Origin of the sequence: Halopseudomonas salina, assembly GCF_014637955.1 — a bacterium.
GTDB lineage: Bacteria > Pseudomonadota > Gammaproteobacteria > Pseudomonadales > Pseudomonadaceae > Halopseudomonas > Halopseudomonas salina.
The window spans coordinates 1-13,701 of the sequence record NZ_BMFF01000003.1; the positions used below are offsets into that span (position 1 = coordinate 1).

Consider the following 13,701-nt stretch of genomic DNA (forward strand, 5'->3'; position numbering starts at 1 on the left):
TCGAGTTCCACCTCGACAAAGTGCCAGCCAGAAACACCCACAGCCGAGATGGAACTCGGCAACTCCCGGACGCGCACCCCTGGGAACGTCGAGTTCCACCTCGACAAAGTGCCAGCCAGAAACACCCACAGCCGAGGTGGAACTCGACAACTCCCAGAACATCAGCCGAGATGGAACTCAGCCCTCCCGGAGATGGCCCCCGGGATGGTTACTCGCTTCTGGCTGCAACCAAACGCGTGCCGCGCTGTGGGCAATTGAGGAATTCCGAGGTCGCCAACCAATGCTCGTCCGGATAATAGGAAAACATGAACTGGCCGCCCTTGAGGTTATCCACCACCATCTGTGACACCTCAGGCCGCACTGCGGGGCAGCCCTGGCTGCGCCCGATCCGGCCATAGCGCTCTACCCAGGCCGGATCCACATAATCGGCCGGATGGATCACGATGGCACGCTGCCGCGCCAGGTCATTGATGCCCGCCTCCAGGCCATCCATGCGCAGGGAATAACCGTGGCGCCCAGTATAGCTTTCCGACGTGCGGAACAGGCCAATACTCGACTGATGGCTGCCCTCGATATTCGAGAATGCAGCAGCATAGTTATCGCCCGAACCGGAACCGTGGGCGACCAGATCCTGCAACAGCAGACTCTTGCGTTGCAGATCAAAGATCCACAGTCGTTGCTGCGCAGAAGGTAGTGAAAAATCGATTACAGCCAGGCGAGCGGCTGGATCAGCACCACTGGCCACAGCACATTGCATGGCTGAAACGGCTTTTTTCAGTACAGCGGCATTCAGGTCCGGCGCGACCTTGGCCAACTGGGCGGCAAGTGGCGCGGCAGTAGCGGCTGAGCTGGGCATTGCCTGAGCAGAGCCCGAACCGATAATCAGGCATATAGCTGCCAGGGCGCCAGCACGGCGCAATGTGGTAAGCATCAGTTGTTCCCCCTCGACCCGCTGGGGACGCGAGTCGGCAAAAAATTCAAAAAACAGAACAATTGACCCTGTCCATGGTCTGTTAGTCTGTAGAAATGGACGTTATGAGCAACGTGTGCACATCCACCTTCTCATGACCTGTTTCCCGGTCAGCTATCAGGAGGGTACCTTTTGCTCAAGATTTGTACAGTACTGTTCGTCGCTTCTTTGGGTCCGGCAACCTCGGCTGTAGCGGCAAGCCAGGACGACATAGCCCGATTGTTAAGCCGACATATCAGCATTGAGCAAAGCGGCAACTCCGTCGACAACCCTGCTGCGCACCCCGCCGAACCTGAAGTGCAGCCACCGGCCCGGGCATTGTCTGACACCTGCCCACATCTCGCGCACCTGCGCACCGCGGACATCGCCACCGGACTCGCGCATCTGTATCAGCACAACGATTTTGCTCCCCTGTGGGAGGATCAAAGCCAGCTCGCAATACTGCATCAAGAGCTGGAAAAGCTCGCCGATGACGGTCTGACGGCCGACGACTATCCCTTCCATCGCCAGGTCACCAGCCCACTGGACACCTGTGCGGAATTACGCCTGAGCAGTGAATATCTGCTGGCCCTCGAACACCTTGGCACCGGTCGCCTTGACCAACAGACACACGAACCGATGTGGCGACGGACGAATATCGAAGAGGAAACACCTGCCATTATCCGCTGGACTCGCGATGGTCTGTCCGACGTCACGGCAGCCTTTGATCAGGCCCGTCCCGATCTTGATCTGTACCTAAACCTGCGCAGCGCCTATATCCGGCTGCGTGACGAAAGTCCCGAATACGCCAGAATACCCACCGGCGAACTGATAAGACCCGGCGGACAGGATCCGCGTGTACCCTTGCTGGCAGAACGCCTGAGAGCTGCTGATTACCTGGAGGAGCCTGAACCAGTCGACCCGACGCCACTGGGCGATACCGGGCCGGAAACACAGCAGAACCAGCCAGCAACCGCTGATCAGACGCTAAACACAGCGCTGGAACAGGCGCTGAAGCATTTTCAGAGCGATCACGGTCTCAAGGCAGACGGCGTACTGGGGCCCAACACCCTCACCGCCCTGAACATGACAACCCGCGAGCGCCTGGATATTGCCAGAATCAATCTGGAGCGCCTGCGATGGATCAACGCCCTCCTGCAGGATGACGTATTACTGGTCAATAGCGCGCGCAACGAGCTTCGTCACTACCAGCAGGGCAAGGTTTCATGGCAGACCACGGTCATCACCGGACGACCTGGCCGCGAGACACCGTCCATGGTTTCCCAGGTGAATCGCATCACCTTGAACCCCGACTGGACGGTACCACCGACAATCCGCAAGCAGGACATGATCCCGGAAATCCGCAAGGATCTCGGCTATCTCGAGCGCAAGAACCTGATTGTGATCGACTATCAGGGCAATCGTCTGGACCCGCAAAGCATCGACTGGTACGACCCTCGCGGCCTCATGCTGCGCCAGCCACCAGGCCCGGACAACCCCCTGGGACAGGTCGTATTTCGCTTTGACAACCCCCATGCCATCTATCTGCACGACACACCGAACCGGCACCTGTTCTCCCGCGTGCAGCGCAACCTCAGCTCGGGATGCGTACGTGTGGAAGGCGCCGACGCCCTGGCAGACATGCTTTTCAGGCGCCTTAGCGACAGCAGACGCGCCCAGGTCGGACGCCTGCAAGCGAGTAGCAAGACCCATCAGGTAGGAATCGACAACGGGCCTCAGGTCGTGTTGAGTTATTGGACAGCCGAGGCAGACCAGGACGGACGGCTACTGCTGAGCCCGGATCCCTATGGCAAGGATCTCGCTCTCATAACAGCCCTTGCCAGAGGCTAGCGCAGCCATGACGGCTCAGCTGGCGAGCCAACGTTCAAACTGCTCTTTGGGCACCAGATTGCCGCCGGTACTCCAGAGCAGATGCGTCGCGGTATTCGGATCAACCTGATGACGGTCGCACCAGGCCACCCCAGTGGCAGAACCATTGAGCCAGCCTGGCCCGGCAAAACTGGCGGCAGCCGAGGGTTCGATCTTTTCGCCGAGCATTTCCCAGGCAGCCCTGAGGTAATAGATCAGGGCTGAATCGCCTACGGTAAATACGCCGGCAAGACGATCCTGCATGCAGGTCACCGCGAGCATCGACGCCTGCCCCACTGCCAGACCGTCGGCAAAGGTCTTGTTGTCCAGCCCCAGATCGTAGACCGAGAATTTGTTGCCCACGCCCGATGCCATCTGCAGCAGCACGCTTGGCGAGGCCAACGGCTCGGCAAACCAGCAATGCACCGCATCACCGAACACCTGCTTGAGACCGTAAGTGATACCGCCCGGAGCGCCACCCACGCCGCATGGCAGGTAGACCATAAGGGGTCGCTCTTGGGAGACCTCAACACCAGCCTCCTGCAACTGCTCCGCTAGCCTTTGTGCAGCAGTTGCATAGCCACAAAAAAGCGATACCGACTGCTCATCGTCGACAAAATGGGCCTGGAGATCCCCTTGTGCGCTGGCTCTGCCTGCGGCCACCGCCGTGGCATAATCACCCTCGTGTTCGATAACCTCCACACCCTGATCGCGCAACAGGGTCTTTTTCCATTCGGCCGCGTCACTGGACATATGCACCTGAGCCTGAAAGCCCAGCGCCCGCGACATCAATCCGATGCTGATTGCCAGATTCCCGGTACTGCCAACCACCAGCCGATAGGCCGCGAAGATGTCACGCCACCGGGGCGAAGCCAGCTCGACAAAATCATCGCCGGGCCACCCATGGGCGAGTGCGGTCGCTTCGGCAAACTCCAGCACCTCATGCACACCACCACGGGCCTTCACCGAACCTGCCAGGGGCAGTCGATTATCAGCCTTGAACAGCCAGGTTGACTGACCGCCCAGGGAATCGCGCAGACTGGATGCGTCCAGCAACGGCGAATCGATCAGACCATCTGTACCTGCCAACTCGGGTATAACCCGCGCAAGCAGCGGCCCGGCCCGCAACATCCGGCGTCGGGCATCTTCTACCAGCTCGGGATCGAAGGGATCATCCCGGGTACGCAGGCCCGGGTTGAGCCAGAGCACGGGAAGCCGCGATTGCAGGTTGGTGACTAGGTCCGTTGCCAGCATAGGTTGCCTTGTGTTGATCTGTTACGCATGATGGATGCACGCCCACCTTCTCTCAAGGACACTTCTGATGCCCACAATAGGCTGGATTTTCATAGCCTTGGCCGCGATAACGATCCTAGGCACACTATACAAAGTTTACATAACTGCTTACAAAATGCCCATCAGCGAAGAAAAAATGCGTCTGATCAAGGCCCGAAAGGCGGAGCTTGAAGAGCAGGAAAGACAGGAAAAAGACAACAAATAGCGCTAAAATATCTCGCTCATTTTCCGCCCGTTCAAAGGTAGTCCCAAGCATGGTCAATTCACTGCAAGCCCAACTGCTCAAGTCTGGACTGGTCGACGAGAAAAAACTCAAGCAGGCACAACGTGCCAAGAAGAAATCTGCCAAAACCGAGCCTGAGAAGGTTAACGAAGCAGCGGCGGCCATTGAAAAGGCCCGCATGGAAAAGACCGAACGCGACCGTCAGTTGAATCAGCAGCGAAAAGTTGAGGCAGCGCGCAAGGAAGGCGAGGCACAGGCCCGGCAACTGATAGACCAGAACAAGCTGGACCGCACCGGGGGCGAGACGCCCTACCAGTTTGCCAACAAGAACAAGATCAAGAAGATCTACGTGACAGAAGAACAGTTCGGCAAACTCAGCCGCGGCCAGCTTGGGGTCGTGCGCCTGTCCGGGACATTTGAATTGATACCCGTGGATGTTGCGGCCAAGGTCAGCGAGCGTGCCCCCCAGTGGCCGGTGCACATTGCCAAAGTAGAAAGTCAGGAACCGGCCGAGGATGATCCCTACGCAGCCTTCCAGGTACCCGACGACCTGATGTGGTAGTCACATCAGGTCATTATGAGGAAGATTACTCTTCGTGCTCTTCCTCAACCTGCTCGGGGTTATCCATTTCGCTATCGTCAACCATGGTCTCGTCATCACGCATGCGCTTCTGCTTGACCCGCTCGTCGTCCTCGGCGGTCAGAGGGCAGTCGAGCTTGACCATGAAAGTCCGAGAAACGTCGATCAGACCGATATGCTCGATGGTGCGGCGACCAATCAGTACCGGATAAGTCATGTCACCCCGGTCGCGCAATGAAAACTGCTCCTCGTAGATCTGATCGCCGATGCACATGCTCATCTTGACCACTGGGCGACGATCCTCCCCCCCTGCGCCACGCACCAGTATGCGGCGATACACTGGCCGCTCGAACTTCATCGTCACCCGCTTACCGGTATCGGCATCCTTGACGGGCACGTCGTAACGTACCCAGGACTTGCCCTTGTGCTCGAAAAAATCAATGTTGACTGCGTGCATGGAAGAAGTCAGCGCGCCTGAATCAACCTTGATCTTGACGGTTGTCTGTTCCGGCAGAATCAACCCTTTTTCAATCCAGCCTACTACCACTTTCGAGTTGACCTTGGTAATCCGGGGTTGCTTCTCATCATCGGACAATCCGCCTGCCAGAACCTGGCCAGAAAAAGGCACACAGGCAACCAGTAGCGCAGCAAGACAGGTATGTTTGAAAACTGACAGCATTGGGGATCCTTTGAACGGAACGGAAAGAGCAGCAATTAAGGTAGCGTGCCTGAGCACGCAGAGTGACGACCAATAGACGCGCCGTATTCTAGCCTATCTACATCGGAAACCAAGAGGCACCTTCAAGTGCGCCGACGTGAGGTCTAGTTCGAGCCTGGCAGATCGTAGCGCGAAAGCAGCATCTGCATGGTGCCCTCCTCCTCAAGCCTGGCAAGCAACTGCTCCATATACGCCAACGGCGGCTCGCTAGCCTCACGCTTGATCAATATATGCCGGTAGTACTGGTCCGGCTCGGAAGCAATCAGCAGCTGTGACCGATACTGTTGATTTTGGTCCAGATACCGCTCCAGGTACCCCTGGGGAATAACCGCCAGATCAACCCTGCCCCTGAGCAGCATCTGCAGGCTGCTATCGTGGGAAAATGTAATGATCGCATTATGCTTGCGGCGCAGGTATCCCTTATCAGGGTTATAGCCTGCAAATGCATAGTTATAGCCACTGAACAAGGCAACACGCTTGCCGCTGCGATCGGCAAAATACGCCTGATCGCGTCCCGGCTTGGCTGCGGCGACAAACACCTCACCGCCAACGGCGGGTCCACGCAAACTGACCACGTCCCTGTCTTGCCACCCCCACTGCGGGCTTTCAAAGAACATCAAGTCAAAGCGCTCATTATCAAAGTCATGGTATCGCCGAGTGGCCGAGGTTGGCAGAAAAGCAAAACGATAGTCCTGCTGCACCATATTGAGTTGCGCAATCAGATCGATAGTCACGCCCGACCACTCACCCTCGATGCTCTGTTCGGCGAACGGTGGAAAAATGTACCCGCCCACCCGGACTTCCCGCGGCTCGGCCTGAACCGGGGATGCACCTAGAACGCCCACCCCGCTAACTGCGAGCGTTCCCACCATGATCCAGCACAGACGGAGAGCCTTGAGTAATGCCCGCATATTCATTATTTCGTTTGATGGCCAATGGCCCTTAACAATAGTTTACCTTGTATTAGACAGGTTTACCCTTGCGTGGTTACCATTTTTAGTGTCTGTTCGGCCAATTCGTCCAGGGTCATTGCGCCCTGGGGGTTGTACCAGGTTATGGTCCAGGACAGGGCGCCGGTCAGCAGTCGGCGCAGAATGGGCGGCTGCACCCGTATAACCCCTGCAGCAAATGCGTCATCAAGAACCTCCAGCCAAAGCGATTCGTAAACCTGCCGCAGTCCCAGAATCAATTGCTGGCCATCCTTCGACAGCGATCGCCACTCGTACACCAGCACCGACATGGCTTCCCCACTGACCCCATTGACCGCCTGCAGCTCACACCTGATCAAGGCCTTCAAACGCTGCCGCGGATCCTCCAGCCCCATCAAGGCCCCACGCATCAGCGCTAGATTGTAGTGGATGGTTTCCTCCATCACGGCACGCAGGATGTCGTCCTTACTCCTGAAGTGATGAAAAAGGCTGCCAGATTGTATGCCTACCCTGGCGGCAAGATCCCTGACGGTGGTGCGATCAAAACCGCGTGTGCTGAACAGGTGGGCGGCAGCCTGCAACAGCTTTCCGCGGGGCGTTGCCGGGTCGGAAATAAGCCCCCCATTGATCAACTCACGAATGTCCGCGCCGGATAATGCTGAGTGAGACGGCATACTGAACCTTATTGGTCGGAAATATTGCTCAGAAATAACAGGGCATTTACGCCAAACGTCAGTGCCGCAAACGGCGCCCGTTGTCGAGCCCTTCTCAAACCAAGCGCTTGCTTGGTAAGGTGGCCTGATCGTACACGGAGAGGCATATGAATAAAACCATCCGTATCGGCTGCGCCAGCGCCTTCTGGGGTGACACCAGCAGCGCAGCCGCGCAACTGGTCAACCTGGCAAGCCCGGAAAGCCGGCTTGATTATCTGGTATTCGACTATCTGGCCGAAATCACCATGTCGATCATGGCTGGCGCGCAGATGAAAAACCCCGATGCCGGTTTCGCGACTGACTTCGTCGAGGTACTTGAGCCGCTGCTGCCAACGCTCGCCCATCAGGGCATCAAGGTCATCAGCAATGCCGGCGGTATCAACCCGCAAGCCTGCGCAACCGCACTTGAGGCCGCCTGTCAGCGGGCCGGGGTCAATCTGCAAATCGCCGTTCTGCAAGGCGACGATCTGCGCCCACAGCTCAGGAAGCTGGGCAAAGAAGGCGTTCAGGACATGTTCAGCGGAGCGCCACTGCCCCCGCTCTGTGTATCCGCCAACGCCTATCTCGGGGCGCCGGGAATAGTGGCAGCGCTGGCCGGTGGCGCAGATATCGTGATAACCGGACGTATTGTTGACAGTGCACTGGTCAGCGCACCCCTGGTGCACGAATTCGGCTGGGCCTGGGATGACTATGACCTTCTCGCCCAGGCAGCTCTGGCAGGGCACCTCATCGAGTGCGGAGCCCAGTGTACCGGCGGCAACTTTACCGACTGGGAGAGCGTACCCGATTATGCACACATCGGTTTTCCCATCGCCGAGATCGACATCGCCGGCAGTATTGTCATTACCAAACACGAGGGTACCGGGGGCCTTATAACGCCTTTGAGCGTAGGCGAGCAGATGCTGTACGAAATCGGTAATCCCTGTGAATACCTGCTACCGGATGTCGTATGTGATTTCTCCGCGGTCACCCTGCACCAGCAATCACCTGACCAGGTCAGTGTCCGCGGCGCCCGGGGCAGCGCCCCCACCAGTCAGTACAAGGTCAGCGCCACCTGGCCTGACGGCTTCAAATGCACAGCCAGTTGCCTGATGGCCGGCATTGATGCGGTTGCCAAGGCCCAACGGGTCAGCCAGGCGATTGTGTCCAGAACCCGTGAGATGTTCGCCCAGCGGGGCTGGGAAGACTATCGCGATACCAGCGTGGAGCTCCTCGGCAGCGAGGCAACTTACGGGCCCCATGGCCAGCGCGCCGACACACGCGAAGTCGTCATCAAGATCGCCGTCTGTCATCCCCGCAAGGAAGCACTGGTGTTGTTCTCCCGCGAAATAGCCCAGGCTGCCACCGGCATGGCGCCGGGGCTTACCGGCATTGTGGGCGGACGCCCTACGGTATATCCGATGATCCGGCTGTTCTCATTTCTGGTCGAAAAAACCGTTTGCGAGCTTGCGGTGAACATCGATGGCCGCAATGTGCCGGTAACTCTGCCTGATCCCGGTCCGCTTTCGCGACGGGGCCGTCGCTCCCACCCGGAGGCCAACGCCCCGCATTCGACCAAGCACACCTCAACAGAGCCGCCCGCGCCCACGCCCTCCGGCAATACAGACACTGAGGTTCCGCTGATCCGTCTGGCCGTGGCACGTTCGGGCGACAAGGGCAACCACAGCAATATCGGCGTCATGGCCCGCGATCCTGAATTTCTGCCCTGGATCGCCGCCAGCCTGAGCGAAGCAGCGGTAGCCCAGTGGATGTCCCACGTGCTGGACGCCGACCGGGGCAGAGTCACCCGCTGGTATCTGCCGGGCAGCCACAGCCTCAACTTTCTGCTGGAGAACAGCCTGGGCGGCGGCGGTGTGGCCAGTCTGCGTATCGACCCCCAGGGCAAGGCCTTTGCCCAGCAGGTGCTGCAGATGCCGGTCGCGGTTCCCGCCTCTATTCTCGCCAAACTGGATACTCATCAATGACCTATCACAGCATTTTCAGATCCGACCTGTTCAGCGGCCAGACCATTATCGTCACCGGTGGCGGCAGCGGCATCGGACGCTGCACCGCCCATGAGCTCGCAGCCCTGGGCGCCCGAGTGGTGCTGGTTGGGCGCAACCCGGAAAAGTTGCAGGCAACCGCAGATGAGATAAGCGCCGACGGCGGACAAGTCATCTGGCGCACCTGTGATATCCGCGACGAGGACAAGGTACGGGCAATGGTTGCCGAGGTGATAGCTGAGTGCGGACCGATTCACGGCCTGGTCAACAACGCTGGCGGCCAGTATCCCTCGCCCCTGGCAGGGATCAACCAGAAGGGCTTTGAAACCGTGGTACGCACCAACCTGGTCGGCGGCTTTCTGGTGGCCCGCGAAGTGTTCAACCAGAGCATGAACCGCACCGGTGGGCGCATCGTCAATATGCTGGCCGACATGTGGGGCGGCATGCCCGGCATGGGGCACTCGGGCGCCGCCCGTGCCGGCATGGACAACTTCACCAAGACCGCCGCCTTTGAATGGGCCCACGCCGGGGTCACGGTCAACGCCGTCGCCCCCGGCTGGATTGCCTCCAGCGGCATGGATACCTATGACGGGGCAATGCAAGCCATTATTCCCCGCCTCAAGGACAGCGTGCCGCTCAAACGCCTGGGCAGCGAGGCGGAAGTGTCGGCGGCAATTGTGTTTCTGCTCTCCCCCGCGGCTGCGTTCATCAACGGCGCGAGTTTGCGCATTGATGGTGGCGCGAGTCTGGGCAGTGGTGCCTGGCCGTTGCCGCCGGCGAAAAACAACGCCGCCTTCGAGGGGTTTCACCGCGCGGTGACGCCCGAGATTCTCAAGGCGAAGGACTGACCATGGCTGCCATCGAATCCCTGCTCAACCCCAGTGATGACGACTTCGCAGCCAACCGCGAGGCAATGCTGAGAGCAATCGAAAGCTTCCGGTCGGTCGAGCGCGGCGTCCTCGCCAAGGCAGCCGAAGCCAAGGCCAGATTCGAAAAGCGTGGCCAGCTCCTGCCCCGCGAACGACTCGGTCTGCTGCTGGATGCTGGAGCCCCGTTCCTGGAGCTGTGCCCGCTGGCCGGCTACAAGCTGCATGACGACAAGGACGGCACCCAGGCCGGTGGCGGCCTGATCGCCGGCATCGGCTATGTCAGCAGCGTGCGCTGCCTGGTCATCGCCAACAACAGCGCGATCAAGGGCGGTACCATTTCGCCCAGCGGCCTGAAAAAATCCCTGCGTCTGCAGCAGATTGCCGCCGAGAACAAGCTGCCGGTCATCACCCTGGCGGAAAGTGGCGGCGCCAACCTTGCCTACGCTGCCGACATATTCATCGAAGGGGCGCGCACCTTTGCCAACCAGGCCCGGCTCTCGGCCGCGGGTATTCCGCAGATTACCGTGGTGCATGGCTCCAGTACCGCAGGGGGCGCCTATCAGCCCGGCCTGTCGGATTATGTTGTGGTAGTGCGCGGCAAGGCCAAGATGTTCCTCGCCGGCCCGCCCCTGCTCAAGGCCGCTACTGGCGAAATTGCCACCGAGGAAGAACTGGGCGGCGCCGAAATGCATGCGCAAACGGCCGGCACCGCCGAATACCTTGCCGAGGATGATGCCGATGCCGTACGACAGGCCCGCGACATCGTCGCCAGCCTGCCCTGGAATGACCGCTTACCGGTAACAACCGCACCTGAATGGGACGACCCGCTCTACCCCATCGAAGAGCTGCTTGGTATTGTCCCGGCTGATCCGAAAACACCCTACGACGTGCATGAAATCATCGCCCGCATCGCCGACGGCTCGCGCTTTCTGGACTTCAAGCAGGCATACGATCAACAGACCGTCTGCGGCCACCTGAGCATTCACGGCCGGCGCTGCGGCCTGATCGGCAACAACGGCCCGATCACCCCCCAGGGCGCCGCCAAGGCTGCGCAGTTCATCCAGCTATGCGATCAGAGCAACACACCCCTGCTGTTTCTGCACAACACCACCGGATTCATGGTCGGCACCGAGGCCGAGCAGCAAGGCGTGATCAAGCATGGCTCCAAGATGATCCAGGCGGTAGCCAATGCCCGTGTGCCCAAGCTCACCCTGGTAGTCGGCGGCTCCTACGGTGCCGGCAACTACGCGATGTGCGGCCGCGGCCTGGACCCGCGTTTCATCTTCGCCTGGCCCAATAGCCGTACCGCCGTGATGGGCGGGGCCCAGGCTGGCAAGGTGCTGCGCATTGTCACCGAAGCCAAGCACGCCCGGGAAGGCAAGACCGCCGACCCGCAAATGCTCGACATGCTCGAGCAGGCCACAACACAAAAACTCGACAGTCAGTCCACGGCCCTCTACGGCACAGCCAGCCTGTGGGATGACGGCCTGATCGATCCCCGCGATACCCGCCGCCTGCTCGGCCTGTTGCTGGACATCTGCCTTGATGCCGAGCTGCGGCCACTGAACCCCAATACCTTTGGCGTAGCCCGCCTGTAAACGGAGAAACAGACATGTTGCTGACCCAGGAACACGAAGCGCTGCGCCGCACCGTCCGCCAATTCATCGACAAGGAAATCAATCCCAATGTGGATGAGTGGGAGGAAGCCGGGCATTTTCCGATTCACGACATCTTCCGCAAGGCCGGTGACCTGGGCCTGCTGGGCATATCCAAACCCGAAGCCTATGGCGGCATGGGTCTGGACTACAGCTTCTCGGTGGTCGCCGCAGAGGAGTTCGGCACCATCAACTGCGGGGGCATACCCATGGCCATCGGCGTACAGACCGACATGTGCACCCCTGCCCTGGCGCGCTTTGGCTCGGATTCACTACGTGAAGAGTTTCTGCGTCCGGCCATTTCCGGCGAAATGGTCGGCTGCATCGGCGTTTCTGAAGTCGGCGGCGGCTCGGATGTAGCCAGCATCAAGACCAACGCGCGCAAGGACGGCGATGACTACGTGATCAACGGCAGCAAGATGTGGATCACCAACTCGCCTTCGGCGGACTTTATCTGCCTGCTGGCCAATACCTCCGAGGGCAAGCCGCACAGCAACAAGTCGCTGATCATGGTGCCAATGAACACGCCCGGCATCACCCTGAGTACCCATCTGGACAAACTCGGCATGCGCAGCTCGGAAACCGCCCAGGTGTTCTTCGATGACGTGCGCGTACCCCAGCGCAACCTGCTTGGCCAGGAAGGTGCCGGTTTCATGATGCAGATGGTGCAATTCCAGGAGGAACGCCTGTTCGGCGCGGCCAACATTCTCAAGGGGCTGGAGTCCTGCGTGAACAACACCATCGAGTACTGCCGCGAGCGCCAGACCTTCGGCCAGCCACTGATCAACAATCAGGTCATCCACTTCCGCCTGGCCGAACTGCAGACCGAGATCGAGTGTCTTCGCGCATTGGTTTACAACGCCACCGAGCAGTATGTCGCGGGCAAGGATGTGACCAAACTGGCCTCGATGGCCAAGCTCAAGGCCGGCCGCCTGGGCCGCGAAGTGACCGATGCCTGTCTGCAATACTGGGGTGGCATGGGCTATATGTGGGACAACCCCGTCGCCCGCGCCTACCGGGACGTGCGCCTGGTGTCTATCGGCGGCGGCGCCGACGAAATCATGCTCGGTATTATCTGCAAGCTCATGGGCACCCTGCCCGGCAAAAGCAAGGGCTGACCCATGAAACTGCCAGACGCCACCACCCTGCTGCTCGAGCGTAACGATGACGTACTGCACATCACGCTGAACCGGCCCGAAAGCCGTAATGCCATGAATCTGATCATGCTCGAGGAGCTGCGCGCCCTCCTCGCTGCAGCAGGCAAGGATCGGAGCCTGCGCGCGATAGTACTGCGTGGCGCCGGCGGGCATTTCTGCGCCGGGGGCGACATCAAGGACATGGCCACTGCCCGCCGGGACGACCAGGCCGGCCAGGCACGTATCAATCGCAGCTTCGGCCGTTTGCTTGAAGAAGCCGCAGCCCAGCCGCAGGTGCTGATCAGCGTGCTGGAAGGTGCGGTACTCGGCGGCGGCCTGGGGCTGGCCTCGGTCTCGGATATCGGCATCTGCCTGGCCAACTGCCGCTTTGGCCTGCCGGAAACCAGTCTCGGGGTCATACCCGCCCAGATAGCCCCCTTCGTGGTCCGCCGTATCGGACTGACTCATACCCGCCGGCTGGCCCTGACTGCAGCGCGTTTTGACGGAATCGAAGCCCTGCACCTCGGGCTGGTGCACTTCAGCGAACCGGACGTCCCGGCGTTGGAGCAGAGGCTGGCCTCCAGCATCGGGCAGGTTCTGCGCTGTGCGCCGCAAGCCAACAGGCGCACCAAGGCACTGCTTCTGGCCAGCAGTGAGCAGCCCCTCGAAGACGTCCTGGATCAGGCCGCCGACCTGTTTGCCGAAGCGGTAACCGGCAAGGAAGCAGCGGAAGGCACGCTGGCGTTTGTACAGAAACGCAAACCGGGCTGGGCTCCATAACCAGC

The 13,701-nt window shown here is 59.9% G+C and carries 13 protein-coding genes; 8 read left to right on the forward strand and 5 right to left on the reverse strand.

Annotated elements, in window-relative coordinates:
• Positions 1 to 208 precede the first annotated feature (208 nt).
• Positions 209 to 931 carry a murein L,D-transpeptidase catalytic domain family protein gene (locus tag IEV54_RS07450; protein ID WP_150279408.1) on the reverse strand — a complete coding sequence of 241 codons (723 nt, stop codon included), beginning with the start codon at positions 929 to 931 and terminating at the stop codon, positions 209 to 211.
• 171 nt (positions 932 to 1,102) lie between these two features.
• On the opposite strand from IEV54_RS07450, the gene IEV54_RS07455 reads away from it, so the two are divergent.
• Positions 1,103 to 2,800 (forward strand): L,D-transpeptidase family protein, encoded by a 1,698-nt coding sequence (locus IEV54_RS07455; protein ID WP_150279407.1) that lies wholly within the window; start codon positions 1,103 to 1,105, stop codon positions 2,798 to 2,800.
• Between the two features lie 15 nt (positions 2,801 to 2,815).
• Here IEV54_RS07455 and dsdA read toward each other — a convergent pair whose 3' ends face one another.
• A complete protein-coding gene (gene dsdA / locus IEV54_RS07460) occupies positions 2,816 to 4,072 on the reverse strand; it encodes a D-serine ammonia-lyase (protein WP_150279406.1) in 1,257 nt (418 codons plus the stop codon).
• Between the two features lie 67 nt (positions 4,073 to 4,139).
• Here dsdA and IEV54_RS07465 point away from each other — a divergent pair, with 67 nt between their 5' ends.
• Both IEV54_RS07465 and IEV54_RS07470 read left to right on the forward strand, forming a co-directional pair.
• Positions 4,140 to 4,316 carry a DUF2897 family protein gene (locus IEV54_RS07465; RefSeq protein WP_150279405.1) on the forward strand — a complete coding sequence of 59 codons (177 nt, stop codon included), beginning with the start codon at positions 4,140 to 4,142 and terminating at the stop codon, positions 4,314 to 4,316.
• 49 nt (positions 4,317 to 4,365) lie between these two features.
• Positions 4,366 to 4,896 carry a DUF2058 domain-containing protein gene (locus IEV54_RS07470; protein WP_150279404.1) on the forward strand — a complete coding sequence of 177 codons (531 nt, stop codon included), beginning with the start codon at positions 4,366 to 4,368 and terminating at the stop codon, positions 4,894 to 4,896.
• A 25-nt stretch (positions 4,897 to 4,921) separates the two neighbouring features.
• Here the strand turns inward: IEV54_RS07470 and rloA3 are convergent, their stop codons facing one another.
• From rloA3 to IEV54_RS07485, 3 genes are all read right to left on the reverse strand, one after another.
• On the reverse strand, positions 4,922 to 5,593 hold the full coding sequence (gene rloA3, locus IEV54_RS07475; protein WP_150279403.1) for a retropepsin-like aspartic peptidase RloA3: 672 nt from the start codon (positions 5,591 to 5,593) through the stop codon (positions 4,922 to 4,924).
• A 143-nt stretch (positions 5,594 to 5,736) separates the two neighbouring features.
• A complete protein-coding gene (locus IEV54_RS07480; RefSeq protein ID WP_188434360.1) occupies positions 5,737 to 6,543 on the reverse strand; it encodes a substrate-binding periplasmic protein in 807 nt (268 codons plus the stop codon).
• Between the two features lie 62 nt (positions 6,544 to 6,605).
• Positions 6,606 to 7,235, reverse strand: a complete 630-nt coding sequence (locus IEV54_RS07485) for a TetR/AcrR family transcriptional regulator (protein ID WP_150279401.1) — start codon at positions 7,233 to 7,235, stop codon at positions 6,606 to 6,608.
• Between the two features lie 146 nt (positions 7,236 to 7,381).
• Here IEV54_RS07485 and IEV54_RS07490 point away from each other — a divergent pair, with 146 nt between their 5' ends.
• Genes IEV54_RS07490 through IEV54_RS07510 form a run of 5 tightly spaced genes read left to right on the forward strand, consistent with a single transcriptional unit; the run spans position 7,382 to position 13,696 of the window.
• Entirely contained in the window at positions 7,382 to 9,238 is a 1,857-nt protein-coding gene (locus IEV54_RS07490) for an acyclic terpene utilization AtuA family protein (RefSeq protein ID WP_150279400.1), read from the forward strand.
• Complete coding sequence (locus tag IEV54_RS07495) at positions 9,235 to 10,104, forward strand: SDR family oxidoreductase (protein ID WP_150279399.1); 870 nt, start codon at positions 9,235 to 9,237, stop codon at positions 10,102 to 10,104. Before IEV54_RS07490 ends, IEV54_RS07495 begins: the two co-directional genes overlap by 4 nt.
• Before the next feature lie 2 nt (positions 10,105 to 10,106).
• Positions 10,107 to 11,723, forward strand: a complete 1,617-nt coding sequence (atuC, locus tag IEV54_RS07500) for a geranyl-CoA carboxylase subunit beta (protein WP_150279398.1) — start codon at positions 10,107 to 10,109, stop codon at positions 11,721 to 11,723.
• A 14-nt stretch (positions 11,724 to 11,737) separates the two neighbouring features.
• On the forward strand, positions 11,738 to 12,898 hold the full coding sequence (gene atuD / locus IEV54_RS07505) for a citronellyl-CoA dehydrogenase (protein ID WP_150279397.1): 1,161 nt from the start codon (positions 11,738 to 11,740) through the stop codon (positions 12,896 to 12,898).
• A gap of 3 nt (positions 12,899 to 12,901) precedes the next feature.
• Positions 12,902 to 13,696: an enoyl-CoA hydratase/isomerase family protein gene (locus IEV54_RS07510; protein WP_150279396.1), complete on the forward strand. Its 795-nt coding sequence runs from the start codon at positions 12,902 to 12,904 to the stop codon at positions 13,694 to 13,696.
• The last annotated feature ends 5 nt before the right edge of the window (positions 13,697 to 13,701 follow it).

Excerpts from the sequence above, each read along its gene's own strand:
- IEV54_RS07450 (WP_150279408.1), bottom strand. The coding sequence starts at position 931 with ATGCTTACCACATTGCGCCGTGCTGGCGCCCTGGCAGCTATATGCCTG.
- dsdA (WP_150279406.1), bottom strand. The coding sequence starts at position 4,072 with ATGCTGGCAACGGACCTAGTCACCAACCTGCAATCGCGGCTTCCCGTG.
- IEV54_RS07465 (WP_150279405.1), top strand. The coding sequence starts at position 4,140 with ATGCCCACAATAGGCTGGATTTTCATAGCCTTGGCCGCGATAACGATC.
- IEV54_RS07470 (WP_150279404.1), top strand. The coding sequence starts at position 4,366 with ATGGTCAATTCACTGCAAGCCCAACTGCTCAAGTCTGGACTGGTCGAC.
- rloA3 (WP_150279403.1), bottom strand. The coding sequence starts at position 5,593 with ATGCTGTCAGTTTTCAAACATACCTGTCTTGCTGCGCTACTGGTTGCC.
- IEV54_RS07480 (WP_188434360.1), bottom strand. The coding sequence starts at position 6,543 with ATGCGGGCATTACTCAAGGCTCTCCGTCTGTGCTGGATCATGGTGGGA.
- IEV54_RS07485 (WP_150279401.1), bottom strand. The coding sequence starts at position 7,235 with ATGCCGTCTCACTCAGCATTATCCGGCGCGGACATTCGTGAGTTGATC.
- IEV54_RS07490 (WP_150279400.1), top strand. The coding sequence starts at position 7,382 with ATGAATAAAACCATCCGTATCGGCTGCGCCAGCGCCTTCTGGGGTGAC.
- IEV54_RS07495 (WP_150279399.1), top strand. The coding sequence starts at position 9,235 with ATGACCTATCACAGCATTTTCAGATCCGACCTGTTCAGCGGCCAGACC.
- atuC (WP_150279398.1), top strand. The coding sequence starts at position 10,107 with ATGGCTGCCATCGAATCCCTGCTCAACCCCAGTGATGACGACTTCGCA.
- atuD (WP_150279397.1), top strand. The coding sequence starts at position 11,738 with ATGTTGCTGACCCAGGAACACGAAGCGCTGCGCCGCACCGTCCGCCAA.
- IEV54_RS07510 (WP_150279396.1), top strand. The coding sequence starts at position 12,902 with ATGAAACTGCCAGACGCCACCACCCTGCTGCTCGAGCGTAACGATGAC.